Origin of the sequence: Flavonifractor sp. An4, from assembly GCF_002161755.1 — a bacterium.
GTDB lineage: Bacteria > Bacillota > Clostridia > Oscillospirales > Oscillospiraceae > Flavonifractor > Flavonifractor avicola.
Genome location: NZ_NFIL01000007.1, coordinates 57,263 through 80,655, shown reverse-complemented (window position 1 = coordinate 80,655; position 23,393 = coordinate 57,263). Strand labels below are relative to the sequence as shown.

Annotated in this window: 21 protein-coding genes; 9 read left to right on the top strand and 12 right to left on the bottom strand. The window is 60.5% G+C overall.

Annotated features, from left to right (window positions below; all coding sequences use genetic code 11):
• Positions 1-74: 74 nt before the first annotated feature.
• The 3 genes from B5F94_RS05140 to B5F94_RS05130 all read right to left on the bottom strand — a co-directional run bounded on the left by B5F94_RS05140 (position 75) and on the right by B5F94_RS05130 (position 2,747).
• On the bottom strand, positions 75-1,136 hold the full coding sequence (locus B5F94_RS05140) for a M24 family metallopeptidase (RefSeq protein WP_087328407.1): 1,062 nt from the start codon (positions 1,134-1,136) through the stop codon (positions 75-77).
• 265 nt (positions 1,137-1,401) lie between these two features.
• Positions 1,402-2,250 carry a TIM barrel protein gene (locus B5F94_RS05135; protein WP_087328402.1) on the bottom strand — a complete coding sequence of 283 codons (849 nt, stop codon included), beginning with the start codon at positions 2,248-2,250 and terminating at the stop codon, positions 1,402-1,404.
• Positions 2,247-2,747, bottom strand: coding sequence for a YqeG family HAD IIIA-type phosphatase (locus B5F94_RS05130; RefSeq protein ID WP_087328399.1), 501 nt, complete (start codon positions 2,745-2,747; stop codon positions 2,247-2,249). Before B5F94_RS05130 ends, B5F94_RS05135 begins: the two co-directional genes overlap by 4 nt.
• A gap of 248 nt (positions 2,748-2,995) precedes the next feature.
• On the opposite strand from B5F94_RS05130, the gene B5F94_RS05125 reads away from it, so the two are divergent.
• Complete coding sequence (locus B5F94_RS05125) at positions 2,996-3,775, top strand: hypothetical protein (protein ID WP_087328395.1); 780 nt, start codon at positions 2,996-2,998, stop codon at positions 3,773-3,775.
• 55 nt (positions 3,776-3,830) lie between these two features.
• Here B5F94_RS05125 and rpsU read toward each other — a convergent pair whose 3' ends face one another.
• The 4 genes from rpsU to B5F94_RS05105 all read right to left on the bottom strand — a co-directional run bounded on the left by rpsU (position 3,831) and on the right by B5F94_RS05105 (position 8,477).
• On the bottom strand, positions 3,831-4,013 hold the full coding sequence (gene rpsU, locus B5F94_RS05120; protein ID WP_009259223.1) for a 30S ribosomal protein S21: 183 nt from the start codon (positions 4,011-4,013) through the stop codon (positions 3,831-3,833).
• 113 nt (positions 4,014-4,126) lie between these two features.
• Positions 4,127-6,547: a leucine--tRNA ligase gene (gene leuS / locus B5F94_RS05115; protein WP_087328392.1), complete on the bottom strand. Its 2,421-nt coding sequence runs from the start codon at positions 6,545-6,547 to the stop codon at positions 4,127-4,129.
• Between the two features lie 146 nt (positions 6,548-6,693).
• The gene (locus B5F94_RS05110; protein ID WP_087328388.1) at positions 6,694-8,001 is read right to left on the bottom strand and encodes a DUF4179 domain-containing protein; all 1,308 of its coding nucleotides are present in this window, start codon (positions 7,999-8,001) and stop codon (positions 6,694-6,696) included.
• Positions 7,995-8,477 (bottom strand): RNA polymerase sigma factor, encoded by a 483-nt coding sequence (locus B5F94_RS05105; RefSeq protein ID WP_087328387.1) that lies wholly within the window; start codon positions 8,475-8,477, stop codon positions 7,995-7,997. The genes B5F94_RS05110 and B5F94_RS05105 overlap by 7 nt, the downstream gene beginning before the upstream one ends.
• A gap of 146 nt (positions 8,478-8,623) precedes the next feature.
• Here B5F94_RS05105 and B5F94_RS05100 point away from each other — a divergent pair, with 146 nt between their 5' ends.
• Positions 8,624-9,181, top strand: a complete 558-nt coding sequence (locus B5F94_RS05100) for a DUF2975 domain-containing protein (protein ID WP_087328385.1) — start codon at positions 8,624-8,626, stop codon at positions 9,179-9,181.
• A gap of 12 nt (positions 9,182-9,193) precedes the next feature.
• Complete coding sequence (locus B5F94_RS05095) at positions 9,194-9,406, top strand: helix-turn-helix domain-containing protein (protein WP_087188564.1); 213 nt, start codon at positions 9,194-9,196, stop codon at positions 9,404-9,406.
• Positions 9,407-9,482: 76 nt separating this feature from the next.
• Here the strand turns inward: B5F94_RS05095 and B5F94_RS05090 are convergent, their stop codons facing one another.
• Positions 9,483-10,019, bottom strand: coding sequence for a uracil-DNA glycosylase (locus B5F94_RS05090; protein ID WP_087268725.1), 537 nt, complete (start codon positions 10,017-10,019; stop codon positions 9,483-9,485).
• 447 nt (positions 10,020-10,466) lie between these two features.
• Between B5F94_RS05090 and aspS the strand changes: the two genes are divergently transcribed.
• The 5 genes from aspS to B5F94_RS05065 all read left to right on the top strand — a co-directional run bounded on the left by aspS (position 10,467) and on the right by B5F94_RS05065 (position 16,411).
• A complete protein-coding gene (aspS, locus tag B5F94_RS05085) occupies positions 10,467-11,765 on the top strand; it encodes an aspartate--tRNA(Asn) ligase (protein WP_087328382.1) in 1,299 nt (432 codons plus the stop codon).
• A 12-nt stretch (positions 11,766-11,777) separates the two neighbouring features.
• Entirely contained in the window at positions 11,778-12,065 is a 288-nt protein-coding gene (gatC, locus tag B5F94_RS05080; RefSeq protein ID WP_087268720.1) for an Asp-tRNA(Asn)/Glu-tRNA(Gln) amidotransferase subunit GatC, read from the top strand.
• A gap of 10 nt (positions 12,066-12,075) precedes the next feature.
• Complete coding sequence (gatA, locus tag B5F94_RS05075; RefSeq protein ID WP_087328379.1) at positions 12,076-13,518, top strand: Asp-tRNA(Asn)/Glu-tRNA(Gln) amidotransferase subunit GatA; 1,443 nt, start codon at positions 12,076-12,078, stop codon at positions 13,516-13,518.
• Positions 13,515-14,936 carry an Asp-tRNA(Asn)/Glu-tRNA(Gln) amidotransferase subunit GatB gene (gene gatB, locus B5F94_RS05070; protein ID WP_087328376.1) on the top strand — a complete coding sequence of 474 codons (1,422 nt, stop codon included), beginning with the start codon at positions 13,515-13,517 and terminating at the stop codon, positions 14,934-14,936. The genes gatA and gatB overlap by 4 nt, the downstream gene beginning before the upstream one ends.
• A 173-nt stretch (positions 14,937-15,109) precedes the next feature.
• Complete coding sequence (locus B5F94_RS05065) at positions 15,110-16,411, top strand: MATE family efflux transporter (protein WP_087328374.1); 1,302 nt, start codon at positions 15,110-15,112, stop codon at positions 16,409-16,411.
• 59 nt (positions 16,412-16,470) lie between these two features.
• Here B5F94_RS05065 and B5F94_RS05060 read toward each other — a convergent pair whose 3' ends face one another.
• A complete protein-coding gene (locus B5F94_RS05060) occupies positions 16,471-18,129 on the bottom strand; it encodes a Na/Pi cotransporter family protein (RefSeq protein ID WP_087328369.1) in 1,659 nt (552 codons plus the stop codon).
• A 264-nt stretch (positions 18,130-18,393) separates the two neighbouring features.
• Between B5F94_RS05060 and B5F94_RS05055 the strand changes: the two genes are divergently transcribed.
• A complete protein-coding gene (locus tag B5F94_RS05055) occupies positions 18,394-20,166 on the top strand; it encodes a CvpA family protein (RefSeq protein ID WP_242965593.1) in 1,773 nt (590 codons plus the stop codon).
• Between the two features lie 44 nt (positions 20,167-20,210).
• Here the strand turns inward: B5F94_RS05055 and B5F94_RS05050 are convergent, their stop codons facing one another.
• The 3 genes from B5F94_RS05050 to spo0A form a co-directional block, all read right to left on the bottom strand.
• Positions 20,211-21,590 (bottom strand): alanine/glycine:cation symporter family protein, encoded by a 1,380-nt coding sequence (locus tag B5F94_RS05050; protein WP_087328366.1) that lies wholly within the window; start codon positions 21,588-21,590, stop codon positions 20,211-20,213.
• A 75-nt stretch (positions 21,591-21,665) separates the two neighbouring features.
• Complete coding sequence (locus B5F94_RS05045; RefSeq protein WP_087268702.1) at positions 21,666-22,268, bottom strand: pentapeptide repeat-containing protein; 603 nt, start codon at positions 22,266-22,268, stop codon at positions 21,666-21,668.
• A gap of 143 nt (positions 22,269-22,411) precedes the next feature.
• Entirely contained in the window at positions 22,412-23,185 is a 774-nt protein-coding gene (gene spo0A, locus B5F94_RS05040) for a sporulation transcription factor Spo0A (protein WP_343212787.1), read from the bottom strand.
• Between the last annotated feature and the right edge of the window lie 208 nt (positions 23,186-23,393).

Sequence of the window (23,393 nt, the reverse complement as noted above, 5' to 3'; positions counted from 1 at the left end):
TTCATCCTCCAAAAGGTTTTTTAAATCATCAGCTAAGTCATTTTACCTTATTATTCCCCTCATTGCAAGGCTTTTTACAGAATAATCAGCTCTTTGGGAGATTTGGTGAGGTTCACTGTGCCCTCCTCGGTGTAGATGAGCACATCCTCAATACGCACACCGAACTTGCCGGGCAGGTAGATACCGGGCTCAGCAGAAACAGCGGCACCCACAGGCATGGGGGTCTCGTCACGGCCGTTGGCATTGGGGGACTCATGGATCTCGATGCCTACGCTGTGGCCGAAGCCATGACCAAAGTATGCCCCGTAACCGGCGTCCTCAATCACCTTGGCAGCGGTGTTGTGGATCTCCTTGCCGGGCACGCCCGCCTTGGCGGCGGCAATACCGGCCAGCTGGGCCTTGAGCACGGTGTCGTACACCTTGCGCATCTCCTCGGTGGGCTCGCCCAGGGCAATGGTGCGGGTCATGTCGGAGCAGTAGCCGCCGTATTTGCAGCCGAAATCCATGGTGATAAACTCGCCCTTCTGCACCTTCTTCTCGCTGGGGATGCCGTGGGGCAGGGAGCCGTTGGGGCCGGACACCACAATGGGATCAAAGCTCATCTTTTCAGCGCCCCGGCACAGCATCTCGTACTGAAGGCGGGCAGCGATCTCCTGCTCGGTCATGCCGGGCTGGATGAACTTCAGGATAGCGTCAAAGGCCTGATCGGTGATCTCCTGGGCGCGCTTCATCAGGGCGATCTCTTCCTCGTCCTTGGCGGCCCGCAGGTTATTGACCAGACTCTGGGCGGGCACCAGCTCGCAGGGCAGCTTGGAATACTGGTTGTAGGAGGCCACAGTCACATAGCCGTCCTCAAAGCCCATCTTCTGAATGCCCAGCTCCTGAACGGCCTGCTCGGCCAGCACCATGAAGTTCTTGTTCCGGTCGGTCATGGTGATGTGGGCGCCGGTCACCAGGTTGCCGGCGGCCTCAATGTACCGGGAGTCGGTGAAATAGCGGCTTTCATTCTTGGTCACGATGACCATGCCCTCGCCGTGGAACCCGATGGCGTAGTACTCACCGGGATCGCTGGTGATGAGCATGGCGTCCAGCTTGTATTCGTCCAGCTTGGCCGCGATCTGATTGAGATGATTCATGATAAAGACTTCCTTTCTATCTCGCGCCGCAGCAGCCCTAAAGGGCGCTTTGGTACAGCTTTTTCATGGTTAGAGCGTCCTCGGCCTGTGTCCCGGCACTTTGCCCCAGCGGACCACGGTCCGCCGGGGGCCCCATATTTTTTTATCTGCTCGGGCGAACTGAATTCGCCCGGCATCAAGGTTTTGGGCCGAAAGCCCAAAACGCTTGGCTCGGCGCAAACGCGCCGCCCCGCTCTGCGGGGCCCCTGCGAAAGTGCGCCAAAGTTCAGGTCAGACTGCCTTGGTACAGCTTCTTCATAGTCAGCGCATCCTCCGCCTGGGTACCCGCACTTTCGCAGATAAAAGTAGGGCTCCAGCCCCGGCGGGCCACCTCGGTCATCAGAGGCTCCGGGTCGGGCCCGAAGTCCGCCTGATCGAAGGTCAGGTGCATCTTCTCTCCCCCGTTGGGGGTGAACTGGATCTTGGAGAAGTGGCTGTGGAAACGGGAGGCCCGTTCCTCTCCCAGCACCTCTTTGATGCGGTCCAGCATTTTCACGCAGGCCTCATAGCCCTCCAGCTCTCCCAGAGTACGGGCGTACAGGTGGCCGAAATCCACGCAGGGGGTAAGCCGCTCATCCAGAGTACACAGCTCCAGCACCTCGTCCAGGTCCCCCAGCTGGTTGATCTTGCCCATGGTCTCGGGGCAGAGGGTGATGTGTCCAAATCCGGCGGCGTCGCAGGCAGTCACCACCTCTTTCAGGGAGTGCAGGGCGATGTCCTGGGCCTCCCGCCGGGTGCGCTTCATCAGTGCACCCGAGTGAATAACTACCCGGGTGGCGCCCATCCAGTCTGCCGCCTGGCAGGCCGCTGTGATATAGCCGATGGTCTTTTGCAGGCTGTCGGGATCGGGATTGGCCAGATTGATGAAATAGGGAGCGTGGAGGGATAGGGCAATGCCCGCCTCCCTGGCCGCCTCCCCCACCTTTCTGGCCGTGGCTTCCCCTACGTTGACGCCCTTGCCGCACTGGTACTCGTAGCAGTCCAGTCCCAGCCCCGCCAGCCAGCGGGGAGCGTCCACCGAGGATTTATAGGGAAAGGACTCGGCATTACCTGCCGGTCCGAAGATAGCGCTCATAATGGTTTTGCTCTCCTTTTTGTCAGGGCGCGGAAGGGCCACTCGGCGGCGTACCGCAGGTAGCGCCCCGGATTGCCCGCCAGCCGGATAGGCTCCACCAGCAGCGTGGTCACACCAGCCCGGCTGCCGCCCAGAATATCGGTAAAAATCTGATCCCCCACAATGGCGGTCTGCTCCGGGGTGCAGCCCATCTGCTCCATGGCCTGATAAAATGAGCCCGGCTTGGGCTTGCCGGCGTGGCCGATGTAAGGAACGCCCAGGGCCTTGCAGAACCGCTCCGGCCGCTGGGGATGCCGGTTGTTGGACAGCACGAACAGGGTGACCCCATGCTTTTGCAGTTCCGCCGTCCAGTCCCGCACCTGCTGGGTGGGTTCGGGCACCCCGTAGGGCACCAGGGTGTTGTCCAGGTCGGCCAGCAGCAGGCGGACCCCCCGCCGGGCCAGCGCGGCGGGATCAATGTCGTAAATGGTCTTTCCTGACCAGTGGGCCGTCAGCATGGCTTCACCTCGTCTATTTGCAGTCTGGTCCGCATAGGATGGTACAGGCTATCGAAAAGAACCTCCAGAGCAAAGGATTCGGAGGGAAAGATAGTGTGAAAGAAAACCGTCAGGGTTGTCTTTCGCGTTCGATCAAACACGTTTTGAAACTTGGCTCAAGTTTCAAAACGTGCTTCAGCTTGTCGGAAAGCCTTTTCGACAAGCTGATTATACACGCTTCTTACAACTTGGACAAGGGGGTAGCTGATATGCAGCTGAATTCCACATTGATTCTCACCGCACCCCCCGCCCACAGCCGGGCGGCTCTGCGGTTTGGCCTTCCCGTGGCCCATGCGGCCTATCGGGTGGGGGGCGGCCCCCATCTCTTCCGGGCCAATATGCCCATATCCGTCCGGGGCGGCCTGATGGCCCTGGACTGCGTGGGCTTTGACGGCCGGGGTGAGGCCGGGCCCTTCTGTCAAGAGGTTCTGCGGGAGTGCTCCGCCCGGGGGTATGACGGCATCTTATGTGACTTTGAGGGCCGTCCCATGCCCCTGCTGGCGGAAATCGTCCGCACCCTGGCCGGTCTCACCCAAAAGCGGGGCTGGCCTCTCTATGTGACCGAGACCTACGGCGGCTATGCCGACAGCGCCAAAGTGCTCATCTCCTCCGCCCTGTCCGGCGGCTCTCTGGCCCAGCGGCTGGCGGAGGCGGCGCAGCGGTACGGCCAGGGCCGGGTGGCCCTGGCCATAGAGCGGGTGGCAGAGGACTTCTACCTCCCCTCCCCCTCCGGTCAGGGGCAACCTCTCAGCCAGGAGGAGCTGCGCCGGCTGATGGACGAACGCAGTCCCTCCATCTTTTTCTCTACCGAGCTGTGCGCCCACTACTTTACTTATATGTCCCGGGAGAACGGCGCTCATTTCGTTCTCTTTGACGACGCCGGGTCCATCCGCAAAAAATTGCAGGTGGCCCGGGGACTGGGCATCCGGCAGGCGGTGCTGTCCTATCCACAAATTGAGGATCTGCTGGAGGATATTCTGGCAGGATAGGCAAAGATACAACAGGACCCCGCGCCATAGGCGCGGGGTCCTGTAATCTGTAGGATTAGTAATACTTCTTGCGGTTCTTGCGGGCGGCCTCAGACTTCTTGCGCCGCTTAACGCTCGGGCTCTCGTAGTGCTCACGCTTGCGAACCTCGGCCAGAACGCCAGACTTGGCACAGCTGCGCTTGAAACGCTTCAGCGCATTCTCCAAGGACTCGCCGTCCTTCACATGGACTTCCGACATTGACTTCCCCTCCCTCCGAAGCGGCGGGGTTCCACCGCCAAAGGGCCACACATAGATATGGCTTTAACAGAATCATTGTATGCCATATCCAATGAAATGTCAAGAGTAGATTTTTACTTTGCGATCAGATTGACCAGCTTGTTTGGCACCAGGATGGTCTTGACCAGGTTCTTGCCCTCAGTAAACTTCTGCACCTTGGGATCGGCCAGAGCGGCAGCCACCACGGTGGCCTCGTCGCTGTCCATGGGGACGGTGACGGTGGCGCGCAGCTTGCCACACACCTGGACGGCCATCTGCACCTCGGCGGCCACGGTCTTGCTCTCGTCGTAGGAGGGCCAGGCCTGCTGGCAGGCCATACCGCCGGCATTGAAGCCCAGGGTCTCCCACAGCTCCTCCACCATGTGGGGAGCGAAGGGGGAGAGCAGCAGCAGCAGAGTCTTGTACTCGCCCTTGGAGCAGCCGTTGGCATAGAAGTCGTTGACCAGAGCCATCAGGGCGGCAATGGCGGTGTTGAACTTCATGGCCTCGATGTCGTCGGCCACCTTCTTGATGGTCTTGTGGATAGCGCTCTCGTTGGCGGCAGAGTACTCCATGGAGTCGGTCAGGTTCTCGGACAGGTTCCACACACGGTCCAGGAAGCGCTTACAGCCCTTAACGGCGTTGTCACTCCAGGAGGCGGCCTTCTCAAAGTCGCCGATGAACATGATATAGGTGCGCATGGTATCGGCGCCGTACTGGGCCACCACGTCGTTGGGGTTAACCACGTTGCCGCGGCTCTTGGACATCTTCTCGCCGCCCTCGCCCAGGATCATGCCGTGAGAGGTGCGCTTCTGGTAGGGCTCCTTGGTGGGCACCACGCCGATGTCGTAGAGGAACTTATGCCAGAACCGGCTGTACAGCAGGTGCAGGGTGGTGTGCTCCATGCCGCCGTTGTACCAGTCCACAGGGCTCCAGTACTCCAGAGCCTCCTTGGAGGCCAGGGCCTTGTCGTTGTGGGGGTCCATATAGCGCAGGAAGTACCAGGAGGAGCCTGCCCACTGGGGCATGGTGTCGGTCTCCCGCTTGGCGGGGCCGCCACAGTGGGGGCAGGTGGTGTTGACCCAGTCGGTCATCTTGGAGATGGGGGACTCGCCGTCGTCGGTGGGCTCGTAGGAGTCCACATCGGGAAGCAGCAGGGGCAGATGATCCTCGGAAATGGGCTGCCAGCCGCACTTCTCACAGTACACCATGGGGATGGGCTCGCCCCAGTAACGCTGACGGGAGAACACCCAGTCACGCAGCTTGTAGTTGACCTTGGCCTCGCCGATGCCCTTCTCCTCCAGCCACTTGGTAATGACGGGGATGGCGTCCTTCACGGTCAGGCCATTGAGGAACTCGGAGTTGACCAGGATGCCGGTCTCGTCCTTGGCGGTGAAGGCAGCCTTCTGCACGTCCTCGCCGCCGGAGACCACCTCGATGATCTCACAGCCGAACTTCTTGGCAAACTCCCAGTCACGGTCGTCGTGGGCGGGCACGGCCATGATGGCGCCGGTGCCGTAGGTGGAGAGCACATAGTCGGAGATAAAGATGGGGATCTCCTTGCCATTGACCGGGTTGATGCCCTTCACGCCGTCCAGGCAAACACCGGTCTTTTCCTTGTTCAGCTCGGTGCGCTCCAGGTCGGACTTGGAGGCGGCGGCGGCCTGATAGGCACGCACATCGTCGGCGTTGGCCAGCTTGCCGCTCTCCAGCCAGCCCTTCACCAGGGCGTGCTCGGGAGAGAGAACCATATAAGTGGCGCCGAACAGGGTGTCGGGCCGGGTGGTGAACACCACGATGTCCTCGCCAGTGGTGGCCTTGAAGGTGACCTCGGCGCCGGTGGAGCGGCCGATCCAGTTCTTCTGCTGGGTCTTGACCCGCTCGATGAAGTCCAGGTCGTCCAGATCGTCAATGAGGCGCTGGGCGTACTCGGTGATCTTGAGCATCCACTGGCTCTTCTCCTTGCGGACCACGGGAGCGCCGCAGCGCTCACACACGCCGTCCACAACCTCCTCGTTGGCCAGCACGCACTTGCAGGAGGTACACCAGTTCACGGGCATGGTGGTCTTGTAGGCCAGGCCGTGCTTCCAGAGCTGCAGGAAGATCCACTGAGTCCACTTGTAATAGCTGGGATCAGTGGTGTTGATGACCCGGTCCCAGTCGAAGGAGTAGCCCAGCATATGCAGCTGCTTGGTGAAGTTCTCAATATTATCGTGGGTCACCTTGGCGGGGTGGATGTGGTTCTTGATGGCGTAGTTCTCGGTGGGCAGGCCGAAGGCGTCATAGCCCATGGGGAACAGCACATTGTAGCCGTCCATACGGCGCTTGCGGGCCACCACGTCCATGGCGGTATAGGGGCGGGTGTGGCCTACGTGCAGACCCTGTCCGGAGGGATAGGGGAACTCCACCAGGCCGTAAAACTTGGGTTTATCACTGTGGTTTTCACAGTGGAAGGTTTTTTCCTCTGCCCATTTTTTCTGCCACTTGGGCTCGATGGCAGCAAAATCGTACTTCATTGACTGCACTTCCTCGTATCATATCCTGGCGGCATCCACCGCCTCCATAATCCAGCATATTATACTAGAAATACAACATCAATGCAAGAAAAACCATCAGGCCCCGCCGTAAAATACGGCGGGGCCTGATGGTTTTTACGTCCCAATCAAGCCTCACGCAGCGGGAGATACGTCTCGCCCAACCACAAGCCCTCCACCAGATCAGGTTCGATAGCCTCCGGTAAGATCCAGACATAGAGGGCGCCATACCGCTCCCCACCGGGGCTGGTCTGATCCAGAATGGTGTGCAGGCTGCCATCCTCGCTCTGGAACAGCTGATACCGCTGGTCAAAGGCCAGGGCCACCTGTTCGCCGTTCTTCAGCTGGAGCAGCGTGGAACGGGTACCCAGGTAGGCCCCGCCGTCCACGCCCAGTTCCGGGTGCTCAAAGCCCACCCGCAGGCTGAGGGACATGGCGGTCAGCTCCACCTGCTCCAGGCGCAGGCCCTCCTGTCTTTGGCTCAGGGCCACCGTGCGCTGGGGCAGCAGCTCCGGCTCAAAGCGAAGGGTCCAGTCACCCTGAATGGCCGTCCCGGTCCAGTAGGAGGCGGAAATCATCTCCGGCAGTTCCTCCAGGGCCAGCTCCCCGCTCTCCTTCCAGTACCAATCGATATACCGTCCACCCTCCAGCACCACATAGTGGATGTCCGTTAGGTCGGCGGACAGGATTTCCGCCTCCTCCAGATGGGTCACAGCCTCCGACAGGCCGAACTGGATGTGGAAGTGCCCGCCCCGATCATAGCCCACTGAGGAGATCCACACATCGTCGGTGCCCTCCAGGGCCATATGGGTCTGCTCTGGTACCAGAGCGGTAAGGGCGGTCCCGTCTGCGCCAGTCACAGCGGTGGAAGCCAGCGTCTCAAAGGAGGCAAATTCCTCCCATGGCAGCTCAATGCCGCCCTGCCGCACCTGGCCCGGCCAGAACCCAGACAGCGACACCTCCACCGTGCCGTCCTCCCAAAGGCCCCCCCGGTCCAGTTCCCAGGCATACAGGGCAGTGCTGCTCTCGCTGTCGTAGGCCAGGGGTTCTTCCCCGCCGGCCAGGGTGGTATCCGGTCCGATCCGGTCTCCCTCCAGGTCGGTGACCTCCAGATAGGCGGTGCCACCGGCGGCGTCGGTGAGGGCGGCCACTATTTCCACCTTCACCCCTTGGTCAGTAACCGATACCCCCTCCACTGTCTGGCTGTGGGGGGTGTATCCCTCCAGTATCCCGCTGAGGGTCTGCCGCAGGTCGGGGGATAGCGCCAACGCCGACACCACAAGCGCACCGCACATCACTGCCGCCGCCACAAGCACCCGGAACGTATGTCTAGGGGTTTTTACCGGTTCTGATGTCATGGCCTCCGTCAGCCGGGCCTGAAAGTCCTGATCCGGCTCCACCTGGTCCATCCAGGTCTGATAATCCTGCTTCAGCATGGCGTTTCCCCCTCCTGTAAGTCCTCCCGCAGCATAGCCCGGGCCCGGCTCAGACGGGTACGGATGGTCCCCTCCCGCTTGCCCAGCACCTTGGCGATCTCCGCGGTACTCAGCTCCTCGTAGTAATAGAGATGGACCACCACCCGGTAGTCCTCCGGCAGCGTCAGAATGGCGGTCTCCATGCCCTGCTCCTCCGGTGGCTCCGGCGCGGCCATTTGCCCCGCCTCCTCCAACGGCACCGCACGCCTGCGCCAGGGGGAGCGGTGCAGATCTCCCGCACAGTTGGCGGCTACCCGCAGCAGCCAGGCCTTGCAATGCTCCCCATCCCGAAAAACAGGGGCCGCCCGCACCAACCGCAGAAAGGTCTCCTGGGTGATATCCTCCGCATCCTCCCGGCTGCCCGTCCGGGCGTAGGCCAGCCGGTATACCGCCGGGCTGTACTGCTCCACCAGCCGGGCGGCTTCCTCCCGATCCATAGCCCACTCTCCTTTCTCTGTTTCTATAGAATACACGTTTTTGCTCCGCAAAACGTTACAAGCCCCGTCGTTATATTGAAAAACGATAAAAACGCATTTACAAGCAATGTGTTCCGTGGTACAGTGATGCCAAAGGAGGCGTGGTTATGGAGAGAACCGGCGTGCAGAAACTGGCCCATGTGCTGACAATACTGGTTACCATCACTTTTGTATGCAATCTCATTGCACTTATCATGGTGCCCGGGCTGGTACACATCGGCTCACAGCAGGTGCTCGCGGCGTGGTGGGACTATGACATCGACGATACCCTGCATATGCTGCTCATCGGCGGCTGGTCCATGTGGGGGCGCAACGGCATCCAGGCGGATGTTTTGTCTGGTTTTCTACTCTTCTGCGGCGCCTGTACAGCGGCCATCCTGTGGCAGGGCCGCCGGGTGCTGGGCACTGTCCTCAAAGGTACTCCCTTCTGCCTGGAAAATGCCAAAAGCCTTTTGGGGTCGGCGGTCCTCTGCTTTCTGATTTCCGGGGCCGCCCTGGTGCGTGTAATCTGGAGGATCTGCTATGCCCAATCCATCGCGCCTCTGTTCAGCTATAATACACTCTTTGTTCCGCTCTTCTTTCTGGCCGGGCTGCTCTGTCTGGTCATATCCGCCCTCTTCCGCCAGGCGGCGGAGATGAAGGCGGAAAACGACCTGACCATCTGAGGAGGTGTTCCCATGCCCATCGTTGTGAATCTGGATGTGATGATGGCCAAGCGGAAGATGAGCCTCAATGAGCTGTCCGCCAAGGTGGATGTCACCCTGGCCAACCTGTCCATTTTGAAAAACAACCACGCCCGGGCGGTCCGCTTTACCACCCTGGAGGCCATCTGCAAGGCCCTGGACTGCCAGCCCGGGGATATTCTGGAATATGTGCCGGAGACGGAGTGAACCATAACGCTCCCTTTGCCTTCTGTGATAAAAAACGAATAAAAAATTGGGACCTGCCTTAGGCAGGTCCCGTTCTTCAGTCGTAGGTATGGTTGCAGATCTCCCGGATCTTGGCCTGGAGGGTCTTTAGATCCACAAAGCTTTCAGGCCGCTTGGAGGGGTCCCGCAGCAGAGCGGAAGGGTGGAACATGGCCATCATCCACACCCCGGCCTTCTCCATCCACTGTCCGTGCTCCCGGGTGATCTTGAAGTCGTCTTTCATCAGCCGAATGGCGGCGATGCGCCCCAGGCAGACGATGATTTTGGGCCGGATCAGGGCCACCTGATTGCGCAGGTAACCGATGCAGGCCTCCTGCTCAATGTTCAGCGGGTCCCGGTTTCCCGGCGGACGGCACTTGACCATATTGCCGATGAACACCTTCTCCCGGCGCAGGTCGATCATCTCCAGCATATCGTCCAGCAGCTGGCCCGCCCGGCCCACAAAGGGCCGTCCGGTCAGGTCCTCCTGCTCACCGGGCCCCTCGCCGATGAACATGACCTCCGCGTCCCGGGCGCCCTCGCCAAAGACCACGTTGTGCCGGGTATCGGCCAGGGAGCACTTGCGGCAGTCCATACATTCGGCATAGAGCTCGTCCCAGTTTTTCGTGTCCTCCGCCCCCTTTCTTCGAGGATTTTCCCCATTGTAACATAGGGCCGCCCTCCTTGCCTAGGGCAGATTTTGTCAAAATTCACAGTTGCTTTTCCACGCAAAAGCGCATATACTACGCCCATAAAGGCTGCGACAAAGACCGCCGCCCGTGAGAGCCGACAGAGAATCCGGGTCACCGACTGAGAGCCCGGTCCGGCAGGATGGGATGGCGCAACACTTTTGAGCTGGCGTGCCGAGCCCCGTTTGGGAGGTAGGTTCGTCCGTATTACTCGCGTTAAGAGTTCCAAGTGGCTCCATCAAGGGTGATGGGGCAACTACGGGTGGTACCGCGGAGTTTTTCCGTCCCGAAGTCGTTTTGATCGACTTCGGGACTTTTTTTATTTTTTTCAAACAAGAAAGGTTGTGAACGGTATGGTATTCCTGGCAAAACAAATCGACAAAGCGGTGGAGGGCCGGAATAACCAGCCCGTCACCATCCACGGCGCGGTCTATGCCCTGCGGGACATGGGCGGCATCACCTTCGTCACCCTGCGCACCCGCACCGGTCTGGTCCAGTGTGTCTGCACCCAAAAGGACGCCCTGGACGGGGCCACCGAGGAGTGCGCCGTCACCGCCGCCGGTATGTGGCGCATCGAACCCCGGGCTCCCGGCGGGAAAGAGTTGACCGACGCCAGCCTCACCGTCCTGTCCCGCCCCGCCGCTCCTCTTCCGGTGCCGCTGTCCAAGAAAAAGCTGGATCTGAATCTGGACACCGAGCTGGGTCTGCGGCCGGTGGTGCTGAGAGCCCCCAAGGAACGGGCGGTGTTCCGCATCCAGGCCGCTATCGGCCGGGCCTTCCGGGACTACCTCCAGGGCGAGGGCTTTACTGAAATCCACACCCCCAAGATCGTCCACGCCGGAGCCGAAGGCGGGTCCAACATCTTCCGCCTGGATTACTTCGGCAAAAAGGCTTTCCTGGCCCAGTCCCCCCAGTTCTACAAGCAGACCATGGTGGGGGCCTTCGAGCGGGTATACGAGGTGGCTCCCGTGTTCCGGGCGGAAAAGCATTCCACCCAGCGGCACCTGAACGAGTACACCTCTCTGGACTTCGAGATGGGCTATATCCAGTCCTTCACCGAGATCATGGAGATGGAGCAGGGCTTCCTCCAGCACCTGATGGAGCTGCTGAAGAAAGAGTATTCTGCTGAACTGGATCTGCTGGGGATGGAACTGCCCGACACCTCCCAAATTCCAGCCGTCCGCTTTGACGAGATCAAGCGGCTGGCGGCGGAGAAGTACGGCTACCAGATCCGGGACCCCTTCGATCTGGAGCCGGAGGAGGAGCACGCCATCGGCAAGTACGCCAAGGAGGAATGGGGCAGCGATTTTGTGTTCGTCACCCACTACCCCAGCAAGAAGCGTCCCTTCTACGCCATGGACGACCCTGATGATCCCCGCTTCACCCTGTCCTTCGACCTGCTCTTCCGGGGTCTTGAGGTGACCACCGGCGGTCAGCGCATCCACGACTACGCCGCCCAGGTGGCCAAGATGGAGGCCCGGGACATGGACCCGGCAGAGTTTGAAAGCTATCTCATGATCCACAAGCACGGGATGCCCCCCCACGGCGGACTGGGCATCGGCCTGGAACGGCTGACCATGCAGCTGTGCGGCCTGGACAACGTCCGCCGGGCCTGTCTGTTCCCCAGAGACCGCACCCGACTGGAACCGTAAGGAGGATTGAACATGAAAATCACCGAAGATATGGTCGACTATATCTCCCAGCTCTCCCGGCTCCAGCTGCCGGCGGAGGAGAAAACCGCCATGACTGCGGAACTGGAACGCATCGTGGCCTATATGGATGTACTCAACACCCTGGATACCACCGATGTGGAGCCCCTGAGCCACATTTTCCCCCTGAAAAACGTGTTGCGCGCCGACGAGGTGGTCCCGTCCTACGACCGGGAGACCCTGCTGGCTGGGTCTCCCGCCGGGGACGGCGAGACCTTTCTGGTCCCCAAGGCGGTAGAGTGAGGTGGCACACATGGAACTGTATGAACTGACTGCCCTGGAGCTGGAGCAAAAGCTCCGCACCGGCGAGGTAACCCAGCAGGAGGCGGTGGAGGCCGCCCTCTCCCGTATTCACGCCGCCCAGCCGGGCAACAACGCCTTTGTCACGGTGGACGGCCCCGTCTTCCCGGCGGCCGACCTGTCTGCCTCCCCTCTGGCCGGGGTGCCCATGGCCTACAAGGATAACATCTGTACCAAGGGTGTGGCCACCACCTGCGCTTCCAAGATCCTGGAGGGCTTTGTCCCCTGCTATGACGCCACTGTGGTGGAGCGTCTGTCCGCCGCCGGGGCAATCTCCATGGGCAAGCTGAACATGGACGAGTTCGCCATGGGCTCCACCTCTGAGACCTCCCACTACGGCCCAGTGAAAAACCCCTGGGATCTGACCCGGGCAGCTGGTGGCTCCTCCGGCGGCGCTGCCGCCGCCGTGGCAGCTGGTGAGGTGTGGTACGCCATCGGCTCGGACACCGGCGGGTCCATCCGCCAGCCCGCCGCCTACTGCGGCGTCACCGGCATGAAGCCCACCTACGGCACCGTGTCCCGGTACGGCCTCATTGCCTACGCCTCCTCCCTGGACCAGATGGGCCCCATCGCCCGGTCCGCTGCCGACTGCGCGGCGGTGCTGGATCTCATCCAGGGCAAGGACCCCCGGGACGGCACCAGCCTGGACGCCCCCGCCGGGGGGCTCCTCTCCTCCCTCACCGGCGACCTGAATGGCAAGAAGATTGGCCTGCCGGCAGACTGCTTCGGCGAAGGCCTGGACCCAGAAGTGCGCGCCGCCGTGCTGGCCGCCGCCGAGGTTTTGAAGGCCCGTGGGGCCGAGGTGGAGGAATTTGCCCTGCCGGTGATGGAATACGTGGTACCCACCTACTATATCATCGCCTGCGCCGAGGCCAGCTCCAACCTGTCCCGGTTCGACGGAGTCAAGTACGGATGGCGGGCTGAGGACTACGGGGATCTCACCGACCTCTACTGCAAGACCCGTACCCAGGGCTTCGGCTCCGAGGTGAAGCGGCGCATCCTGCTGGGCACCTTCGTGCTGTCCTCCGGCTACTACGACGCCTACTACAAAAAGGCCCTCCAGGTCAAAGCCCTCATCAAGAAGGCCTTTGATGAGGCCTTTACCAAGTATGATCTGCTCCTTACCCCGGTGGCCCCCACCACCGCCCCCAAGCTGGGGGAGAGCCTCACCGATCCCCTGAAGATGTACCTTAGCGACATCTACACCGTGTCGGTCAACCTGGCGGGCCTGCCCGCCCTGTCCATGCCCTGCGGCTTTGACAGCAAGGGTATGCCCATCGGCGCCCAGCTCATCGGTCCCGCCCTGGGCGACGGCGGGGTGCTCAACGCCGCCCATGCCTTCCAGCTGGACACCGGCTGGCACAAGAAAAGCCCCAAAGGAGGCGACGTCCAATGACCTGGGAAACCGTCATCGGTCTGGAGACCCATGTGGAGCTGGCCACCAAGACCAAGATTTTTTGCTCCTGCACCACCCAATTCGGCGGCGCGCCCAACACCCACTGCTGCCCGGTGTGTACCGGTATGCCGGGCACCCTGCCGGTGCTCAACGAAAAGGTACTGGAATTTGCGGTAAAGGCCGGTCTGGCTCTGAACTGCGAGATCAGCCGTTTCAGCCGCTTTGACCGGAAGAACTACTTCTACCCTGACCTGCCCAAAGCCTATCAGATCTCCCAGCTCTACCTGCCCATCTGCCACGACGGCAAAGTGGACATCGGGGAAGGCAAAACCATCCGCATCCACGAGCTGCATATGGAGGAGGACGCGGGCAAGCTGGTCCACGACCCCTGGCTGGACCAGACCCGGGCGGACTACAACCGCTGCGGCGTGCCCCTCATTGAGATTGTCACCGAGCCCGACTTCCGCTCGGCTGAGGAGGTCATCGCCTACCTGGAGAAGCTGCGCTCCACCCTGCAATACCTGGGTGTGTCCGACTGCAAGATGCAGGAGGGCTCCCTGCGGTGCGACGTGAACCTGTCGGTGCGTCCCGCCGGGTCCACAGAGTTCGGCACCCGCACCGAGATGAAAAACCTGAACTCCTTCAAGGCCATCTCCCGGGCCATCGCCTATGAGGCCCGGCGGCAGATCGAGCTCATTGAGGAAGGCAAGCGGGTGGTCCAGGAGACCCGCCGCTGGGATGAGAACAAGGACGCCACCTACGCCATGCGCTCCAAGGAGAACGCCCAGGATTACCGCTACTTCCCCGAGCCGGACATTCCGCCGCTGGAGCTGTCCGACGAATATATCGAGGGCCTTCGGGCCGCCCAGCCTGAGCTGGCCGAGGCCAAGCGGGAGCGATATCAGCGGGACTGGGGGCTGCCCGCCTACGACGCTGAGATGCTCACCTCCCAGAAGGCTCTGGCTGACTTTTTTGAAGAAGTGGTTGCCCTGGGAGCCGATCCCAAGCAGGCCTCCAACTGGATCATGGGCCAGGTACTGGGGCAGCTGTCCGCCCACGGCCTGGAGGCCAAGGACATGAAGCTGACCCCCGCCACCCTGGCCAAGCTCATCGCCCTGGTTCAAGATGGCAAGCTCAACCGCAACACCGCCGTCAAGGTCTTTGAAGCCGTCTTTGCCGACAACGGCGACGTGGATGCTTATATTAAGGAACATGGTCTGGCCCAGGTGTCCGACGCCGGACTGGTGACCGCCGTGGTGGAACAGGTGCTGGCCGCCAACCAGAAGTCGGTGGAGGACTTCAAATCCGGTAAGGAAAAGGCCTTCGGCTTCCTGGTGGGCCAGGTCATGCGGCAGCTTAAGGGCCAGGCCGCCCCGGCGGTGGTCAACCAGGTGCTGCGGGAAAAGCTGTCCCAGTAACCTTTCCCAAGCTTGACAGGATTCCGCTCTTCTGGTATGCTCTTATCCACAAGTAAACCATGTGCATGACGCCCGTCACCGGATGGGCGAGGCAACGTGCCTGAGTATATTCCGTAGGTCTTTGAAGGAATATACTCAGGCACGTTTTTCATTTGCACCCGGGAGGACAAACCATGCGGCGGACTTTTTTCAAGTACATCTCCTTAAATATGCTGGGGGCCCTTGGCCTGTCCGGCTACATCATGGCGGACACCTTTTTTGTGGCCAACCGGCTGGGCTCCGACGGACTGGCCGCCCTCAATCTGGCTATTCCCATTTTCGGGCTCATCAACGGACTGGGCATCCTGCTGGGCATCGGGGGCGCCACCCGCTACTCCATCTGCCGGTATCAGGGGGATGAGGACCGGGGCAACCGCACCTTTACCTTGTCCCTGCTCACCGGGCTGGGGCTGGGGATCATCCTGGCTCTGCTGGGAGCCTTCTGTGCCCGGCCCATCGCTCTGCTGCTGGGGGCTAATACCGACACACTACCTCTGTGCACTGTCTATCTGCGCACGGTACTCCTCTTCTCTCCCTGTTTTCTCCTCAACCATGTGATGGTGTGCTTTGTCCGCAATGACGGCAATCCCAAGCTGGCCATGACTGCCATGCTGGCTGGCAGCCTGGCCAACATTGCCCTGGACTACCTCTTCCTCTATCCTCTGAATATGGGTATCTTCGGCGCGGCTCTGGCCACCGGCACCGCTCCGGTAATCGGGCTGTGTCTCTCCTCTCTCCACAGCCTCACTGGTCGGAATCAGTACCGGCTGAGCCGGCCCGCCAACCCGGCCCGGTCCCTGGCCGACGCGGCAGGCCTGGGCAGCGCCGCCTTTCTCAATGAGTTTACCTCCTGCATGGTGCTGGCCCTCTACAACACCCTGATGCTCCGGGCTGCCGGTACGGTTGGGGTGGCAGCCTACGGCGTGGTGGCCAATCTGGCGCTCATGGCTCTGGCTCTGTTTACCGGCCTGTCCCAGGGGGCCCAGCCTCTCATCAGTCAGTCCTACGGTCGGGGAGACCATCACACCGTCCGTCAGCTTTGCCGTCTGGCCCTGCTGGTCTCCTGTCTGGTGGGTCTGGCCTTGGCCCTCATCGCTCAATTCGGGGCCGAACCCCTGGCAGCCCTGTTCAACCGGGATGGCGACCCGGAACTGGCCCGGCTGGCAGTAAGCGGGCTGCGGATCTATTTCTGGGGCTTTCTCTTTGCCGGGCCCAACATCATTGCCGCCTCCTTCCTGGGTGCTGTGGAGCAGCCCCGTGCCTCCTTTCTCCTGTCCCTGTTCCGGGGAGGCATAGGCATTGCCGCGCTGGTACTTTTGCTGGCATGGCTGTTGGGGGTCACCGGGATCTGGCTGGCTTTCCCGGTCACAGAGCTGCTTACCCTCTTTCTGGCTCTTGGCGCCAGCCGCAGGGTTCTTCGCACCCCACTATCTTAATAAAACAAACTCCCCCCGGTTCAGCTCAAAGGTTGAACCGGGGGGAGTTTTGGTTTGGTTTAAACGCCGGTGGCGTCGGAGGAAATGGAGGCCCGCTCCTGAGCAATGTTCAGGGCGTGGTCGCCGATACGCTCAAAGTCGGTGAGCAGTTCGGAGAAGATAATGCAGGCCTCGTCGGAGCAGCTTCCCTTCCGCATCCGCTTGAGCTGGTTGCGGCGGTATTCCTCAGTCATGTCGTCCATCCGCTGCTCCAGGGCGGACACCTTGGTCAGCCACTTAGTGGGATCGGTAACCTCCTGTCCCAGGAGATCCAGGGCCTCCAGGCTGACCTGCTCCATCCGCTTAATCTCTTCCCGGGCCTCGGGAGAGAATTGGATGTTCTTATCATGCATCATCTGGGTATACTCGCAGATGTTCATGGCATGGTCGCCGATGCGCTCAATGTTGCCGGTGATCTTGAAGTAGGCGCTGACGGCGGTGGAATCCTGCTCGTTGGTCTCATGGACGATAACCTGGGAGATATACTGGGAGATCTCCTTATTCAGGTAGTCCAGATAGTCCTCGGTGGCCTCGGCACCTTCCATTTTCTTGGGGTCCACATCCAGCACCGCCTGGAAGCAGGTGGCGATGTTTTCCCGAGCCATCCCCAGCATCCGGTTCAGCTCCTGCCGCAGCTGGGTGATATACATGGCGGAAAAACCGATGGGGTGCTCCTGCTTGGTGTGGGTGGGGTTGGGCACCAGGTAGGCCAGGTGCATTCCCTCCTCGCCGCTCTCACTCCGGTCGGGCAGGATGAACATGGCCAGCTTCACCAGCCCGTTGCCGAGGGGCAACAGCAGAATGGTGGTGACAACGTTAAAGAGGGTGTGCATATTGGCGATCTGGGCCGCCGGATAATTCGGGGTCAGGCTCACCATGAAGTCGGTCAGCGGCGTCAGGATACACATGGTGGTAAAGAGCACCGTACCGAACAGGTTGAACATCAGGTGGATCACCGTGGTGCGCTTGGCGTTGCGGCTGGTGCCGATGGAGGCCAGCACGGCAGTGATGCAGGTACCGATGTTCTGGCCGAACAGAACATACACAGCGCTGTCCAGGCCGATGACTCCGCTGACCGCCAGGGCCTGCAGAATACCCACCGAAGCAGAGGAGGACTGGATGAGGGCGGTGAAGAGGGTGCCCACCAGAATACCGATCAGAGGGTTGGAGAAGGTGCTGACCACATCCACGAAGGCGGGCCACTCCTGCAGGGGCTCCATGGAGGAGCTCATCATCTCCATGCCGATGAAGAGTACGCCCAGACCGGCCAGGATGTTGCCGTAGTGGTGGATCTGGGGTTTCTTCAGGAACACCACCATGGCCACACCCACAAAGGCGAACAGGGGTGCCATGGCGCCCACGTCCAGGGCGATGAGCTGGCCGGTAATGGTGGTACCGATATTGGCGCCCATAATGATCCACACAGCCTGCCGCAGGGTCATCATGCCGGAGTTAACGAAGCCCACCACCATGACTGTTGTGGCGGAAGAAGATTGGATCACCGCAGTGATCACCGCGCCCACCAGGACGCCAAGGAAACGGTTGGAAGTCAGTCGCTCAAGGATGCGCTTCATACGGTTGCCAGCTGCGGCCTCCAGGCCGGAACTCATCATCTGCATACCGTAGAGGAACAAGGCCAGGCCGCCCAGCAGCCCCAGAAGGATGCTTATGTTTCCCACGTTTTTTCTCCTCTTTTTTTATATTTCTTTTTCAGTTTCTTTACAATGTCCTGTCTAAGTATATCGAATGTAAAGTTTGTCGTCAATGGGATTTTGTACGAAGTTTTGCTTCCTTTCTCCCTCTGCTCCGGCAGGTTTTTCCACTCATTTTATGGAAATTTAATGCCTGTTCAGTTGCCTTTTCCACCACTATGGGCTATACTACCTTTATCAGTCCCTTCTGATACTGAAAAAAATGTCGAATTGCCTAAAGGAGAAACGTTCATGGAACAGCAACCGGCCAAAAAGGCCCATGGGCCCAAAAGCAAGTCCGGAAAACTGGTGCTCTGTATTGTACTCACCATTTTGATCGGCTTGGTCTATTTCTATGTGGCTCTGCCCCCTATCAATCCCCAGTCCGGCGATTTTTATGTCTTTATCGCCGTGTTGTGTATCGTATTTGTGGTCACCTCCATCCTCACCTCCGGCATGGACCTGATCCGGGACGGCAGTGGGCCCAAGGACTACCTGCGCTTCATCAAATCCCGCTGTCTGCCGGCCGGCATCCTGCTGCTGGTTCTCATCGCCATCGGCATCGTGGGCACCCTCATTTCCCTGCCTATCTTCCGGGCCGGGGCCTACCGTGATCTGCTCACCGTGGAGGACGGCAACTTTGCCACCGACATCGCCGAGATCTCCTTCAACGAGATTCCCACCCTGGACGAGTCCTCCGCCGAATACCTCAGCGACCGCCAGATGGGTACCCTCAGCGATATGGTGAGTCAGTTTGAATATTCCTTTGACTCCACCCAGATCAACTACCAGGGCCGGCCCGTCCGTGTGGCTCCCATCGCCTACGCCGACTTGTTCAAATGGTTTACCAATCGAGGTACCGGTCTGCCCGCCTATGTGATGGTGGACATGGTTACCCAGGAGGCCACGGTGGTCCGGCTGGAGGAGGGCATGAAATACTCCTTCTCTGAGCCCCTTAACCGCAACATCGAGCGCCACCTGCGCTTCAACTACCCTACCTTTATCTTTGGCACGCCTCAGTTTGAGATCGACGAGGAGGGCCGCCCCTACTGGATCGCCCCCCGCATTGTCAAGACCATCGGCCTGTTCGGCGGTGACGATATCCAGGGTGCGGTGCTGGTGGACGCCATCACCGGCGAATGCACCTACTATGAGCTGGCCGATATCCCCAGCTGGGTGGACAACGTGTTTACCCCTGAGCTGATCATGCAGCAGTATGACTATCATGGCACCCTGGTCAACGGCTTCATCAACTCCATCTTCGGCCAGCGGGACGTGACCATCACCACCAGCGGCTCCAACTATATTGCCCTCAACGACGACGTGTATATGTACACCGGCGTTACCTCCGCCAATGCCGACCAGTCCAACCTGGGCTTCCTGCTGTCCAATCAGCGTACCAAGGAGACCAAGTTCTACTCCGCCCCCGGCGCCACCGAGGCGGCGGCCATGTCCTCCGCCGAGGGCGTGGTGCAGGACCTGAAATACACCGCTACCTCCCCGCTGCTGCTTAACATCGCCGGGGAGCCCACCTATTTCATTCCCCTGAAGGACGCCACCAATCTGGTGAAGAGCTACGCCATGGTCAACGTGGCCCAGTATCAGGTGGTGGCCACCGGCTCCACCGTGTCGGCCTGTGAGCAGGAGTATATCAAGCTGCTCAACAACAAGGGTATCACCACCCCGGAGGACACCCCACGCACTGAGGTCTCCGGCGTCATCAGCGACATCCGCTCGGCAGTCATGGAGGGCAACTCCTACTACTTCATTCAGCTGGAGGGCGATCCCACCTACTACGCCATCTCTGCCGCTCAGAATCCCCTGGCTGTCATTCTCAATGTGGGCGACCAGGTGACTATCCAGCACACCCCCGCCATTGACGGGGAGACCTCCTCCATTCTGGATGGCTCCACCATCACTCTGGACGGAGCGGCCCAGCCCGCTCCCTCGCCGATCGTCACTCCCGCTCCTCAGGAGGGGACCGATACCGGGGAAGCTTCTCCCTCCCCTGCTCCGGCGGAATAAGATTTCTACAAAAAGCGCACGCTGCATCAGCAGCGTGCGCTTTTTCATCTCTGTTTGTTTTTCCACTCCCGCAGCAGGGCCAAAGCCTCCGGGGACAGCAGCAGCAGGGCGAACAGGTTGGGCAGTGCCATGAGCCCGTTGAAAATATCCGCCAGCTGCCACACCGCTGTTACGTCGGCTACACTGCCCCACACCAGCGCCCACAAAAATACCAGCCGGTAGATCCACCGCCAGCGGTTGGAGCCGCTCAGGTAGGCCAGCCCCCGCTCACCATAGTAGCAGCACCCCAAGAGGGAGGTGAAGGCGAACAGCAGCAGGCATACCGACACAAAAATTTCCCCAAAGGGACCGAATACGGTGGAAAACCCCGCCGCCGACAGGGGGGCTCCCAGCATCTCCGGCGTCACCTGCCCCTTTTGGATGGCGGCCAAAGCCTCCTCCGGTTGATAAACTCCGGTAGTAAGGATCACCAGCGCGGTAATGGAACACACCACGATGGTGGCCACAAACACCTCAAAAATGCCCCACATCCCCTGCTCCGCCGGTTCTCTGGTGTCGGCGGCGGCGTGGGCAATGGAAGAGGAGCCCATGCCCGCCTCATTGGTAAATACCCCTCGGGCCACACCGTACCGCAGCGCCGCCGCCATACCGTAGCCCGCGCCGCCCCCCAGGGCTGCCTTTGGGGTAAAGGCCCCCTCCACGATCTGTCTCAGCGCCCCGGGCAGGGCCTGGGCATGGCAGCAGAGTACCACCATCCCGCCGCCCACAAAGAGGAGGGCCATACAGGGCACCAGGGTCTCGCTCACCTTGCCGATGCGGCCAATGCCCCCTACCACAACCGCTCCGGTGAGCAGAGCCACCACGATGCCCACTGCCAGCGGGTCCAGCCCAAAACCGGCATGGAGGGCAGCCGAGATGGAATTGGCCTGCACCATATTGCCGCCCCCCAGGGAGGCGGCCACACAGCACAGGGCAAACAGGGTGGCCAAGGCGGGGCTCCCAAGCCCCTTTTCCATGTAGCACATGGGTCCGCCCTGCCAGCAGCCCTTCTCGTCCTTTTCCCGGTAGCGCACCGCCAGGATCTTTTCCACACAGCCGGTCATCATACCCAGGAAGGCGGATACCCACATCCAGAATACCGCCCCCGGCCCGCCGTAAAAGATGGCGGTGGCCACCCCGGCGATGGAGCCTGTGCCAATGGTGGCCGCCAAAGCGGTGGACATGGCTTGAAGCTGAGTCAGCCCCCGCCCGGTACCTTTTCTGGCTTTTTTGCCCAGTGCCCCTGCCGTGGTCCTGAGCCACAGCCTGCAATGAATTACCTGAAAAAAACCGGTCCGCACCGACAGATACAGGCCCGTCACCAGAAACAGGCCCAGCAGCCACGGATTCCAGATCAGATCGGCCAGCCGCTCTAATCCGGTCATAGCCCCACCCCCTTGTCCCAGAGGTATGCGGACAGGGGCGGTTCCATGCCTGTATCTTGTCCGAAGCCGGAATGCTCAGAGCAGTTGTACCCCCAGCAAAGGGGCCAGATCCACCGCCTGTGCTGGGTTGATCTTCAGCCCCCGCAGCTCCTGCAGGCTCTCCGACACGGTAATGCCCTGGATCTGGCAGTCGGACAGATCCAGACCCTTCAGCGGAGTCCGAAAAAAGTCCACCCTCTGAAAGTTGGACCCATGGGGCTCCAGGCCGCTTACCCGGGCCTCCGCCATGGAAGCCTCCCGCAAATCGCAGCCGGTCAGACTAACCCGGTTCCACAGGGATTTGGAAAAATTCCCATAGCGAAAGCTGCTGTCAGTCACCGAGCAATCCTTCCAGCGGCTGGAGATCATCTTCACGCCGTCTCCCTTGCACCCGGACACCCGGCACTTGTTCCACACCGTATCCAGAAAGCTGCAGTTGGAAAAATCACAGCCGTCAAATTCCGACTGATAAAAAGCCGCTTTGGAAAAATCGCACCGCTCAAAACGGCATTTATAGAACCGGATCCGGGTATACTCCAAGTGGGACAGATCCAGTCCCACAAGCTGTTCCTGTTCAATGGCCAGATCCTCCAGGTCCCGCTCTTCGGTTCTGGCCCAATGTAATTGCTGCACCAGCATGATGGTCACGCCTCCTAGGGGATACGCCCCGGCAGCGGGGCGCATCCTGTCTGCTTATGTTATACTCCTTTTTTGTCCGGCTGTGTAGAGAAAAACGCGCCCGGCTCCGGGGAGTTCCCCGTCTGCCGGGCACATCACAGCCTTCACCGCTCCTTCTGCTGCAGTTGGAGCCGATCGGCGATCATGGCAATAAATTCCGAATTCGTAGGCTTTCCCTTGGCGTTGGAGACCGTGTAGCCGAAGTATTTTTGCAGTGTCTCCAGATCGCCCCGGTCCCAGGCCACCTCGATGGCGTGGCGGATGGCCCGCTCCACCCGGGAGGCAGTGGTGCCAAAGCGTTTGGCCACCTCGGGGTAGAGAATTTTTGTGACCGCGTTGATCACATCCATATCCCCCACGGCGATGATAATAGCCTCCCGCAGATACTGGTAACCCTTGATGTGGGCGGGCACACCGATCTCATGGATGATTCCCGTCACCACATTTTCCAGCCGTCTGGCCCGCTCTTCGCCGTCATCCCCTTCCTCCGTCTCCTGAAGGGCGGCCAGCTGGCGGACCCGCTCGGCCACCGCCGTCAGCCGGCAGGGCTTGAGCATATAGTAATCCGCGCCGGTGGATGCAGCCAGCTCAGCCACGCTGCCCCGGGCAAATCCGGAGAGCACCAGCACCCGGGGCCTGGCTTCGGCCTTGGACAGCGCCTGCAAGACCTCCACCCCATCCATCTGGGTCAGCACCAGATCCATCACCAGCACATCCGGCGCCAGACGCTCTGAAAGTTGAAGCGCCTCTTCTCCATCTCCTGTGGCTCCCACCACCTGGATGCCCGCTTCCCCTTCCAGCTGTTCCACCAGAATACGGCGAAATTCTTCGCTTGCATCCGCTACCAGGACTTTGATTCTCCGTTCCAATATTGACACCCTTTCCAGCAGGCTCCTCCTGCTCCACATTTGCCGCCTGGCCAAGGCTGATTACCGGTTGGCTATAATTTACCATAATCAGACAGCAAGCGCAAGGGTTTTACTGGTAATTTATGGTTATTTCTCTTCGACTTCGTTCGACTTTTCCGCAGAAATTCCGACGGCGGGCAGCATACTTCTCCACTCCCTCCCCCTTTTTCGGCAAAAA

What these genes read in the sequence shown, in the direction of transcription:
- B5F94_RS05110 (WP_087328388.1), bottom strand. Translation starts at nt 8,001, where the DNA reads ATGCTGAAGCAGGATTATCAGACCTGGATGGACCAGGTGGAGCCGGAT.
- B5F94_RS05050 (WP_087328366.1), bottom strand. Translation starts at nt 21,590, where the DNA reads ATGACCGGATTAGAGCGGCTGGCCGATCTGATCTGGAATCCGTGGCTG.
- B5F94_RS05095 (WP_087188564.1), top strand. Translation starts at nt 9,194, where the DNA reads ATGCCCATCGTTGTGAATCTGGATGTGATGATGGCCAAGCGGAAGATG.
- B5F94_RS05055 (WP_242965593.1), top strand. Translation starts at nt 18,394, where the DNA reads ATGGAACAGCAACCGGCCAAAAAGGCCCATGGGCCCAAAAGCAAGTCC.
- B5F94_RS05105 (WP_087328387.1), bottom strand. Translation starts at nt 8,477, where the DNA reads ATGGATCGGGAGGAAGCCGCCCGGCTGGTGGAGCAGTACAGCCCGGCG.
- aspS (WP_087328382.1), top strand. Translation starts at nt 10,467, where the DNA reads ATGGTATTCCTGGCAAAACAAATCGACAAAGCGGTGGAGGGCCGGAAT.
- rpsU (WP_009259223.1), bottom strand. Translation starts at nt 4,013, where the DNA reads ATGTCGGAAGTCCATGTGAAGGACGGCGAGTCCTTGGAGAATGCGCTG.
- gatB (WP_087328376.1), top strand. Translation starts at nt 13,515, where the DNA reads ATGACCTGGGAAACCGTCATCGGTCTGGAGACCCATGTGGAGCTGGCC.
- leuS (WP_087328392.1), bottom strand. Translation starts at nt 6,547, where the DNA reads ATGAAGTACGATTTTGCTGCCATCGAGCCCAAGTGGCAGAAAAAATGG.
- B5F94_RS05135 (WP_087328402.1), bottom strand. Translation starts at nt 2,250, where the DNA reads ATGAGCGCTATCTTCGGACCGGCAGGTAATGCCGAGTCCTTTCCCTAT.
- B5F94_RS05100 (WP_087328385.1), top strand. Translation starts at nt 8,624, where the DNA reads ATGGAGAGAACCGGCGTGCAGAAACTGGCCCATGTGCTGACAATACTG.
- gatA (WP_087328379.1), top strand. Translation starts at nt 12,076, where the DNA reads ATGGAACTGTATGAACTGACTGCCCTGGAGCTGGAGCAAAAGCTCCGC.
- B5F94_RS05090 (WP_087268725.1), bottom strand. Translation starts at nt 10,019, where the DNA reads ATGGACTGCCGCAAGTGCTCCCTGGCCGATACCCGGCACAACGTGGTC.
- B5F94_RS05065 (WP_087328374.1), top strand. Translation starts at nt 15,110, where the DNA reads ATGCGGCGGACTTTTTTCAAGTACATCTCCTTAAATATGCTGGGGGCC.
- B5F94_RS05140 (WP_087328407.1), bottom strand. Translation starts at nt 1,136, where the DNA reads ATGAATCATCTCAATCAGATCGCGGCCAAGCTGGACGAATACAAGCTG.
- B5F94_RS05130 (WP_087328399.1), bottom strand. Translation starts at nt 2,747, where the DNA reads ATGCTGACGGCCCACTGGTCAGGAAAGACCATTTACGACATTGATCCC.
- B5F94_RS05125 (WP_087328395.1), top strand. Translation starts at nt 2,996, where the DNA reads ATGCAGCTGAATTCCACATTGATTCTCACCGCACCCCCCGCCCACAGC.
- B5F94_RS05045 (WP_087268702.1), bottom strand. Translation starts at nt 22,268, where the DNA reads ATGCTGGTGCAGCAATTACATTGGGCCAGAACCGAAGAGCGGGACCTG.
- gatC (WP_087268720.1), top strand. Translation starts at nt 11,778, where the DNA reads ATGAAAATCACCGAAGATATGGTCGACTATATCTCCCAGCTCTCCCGG.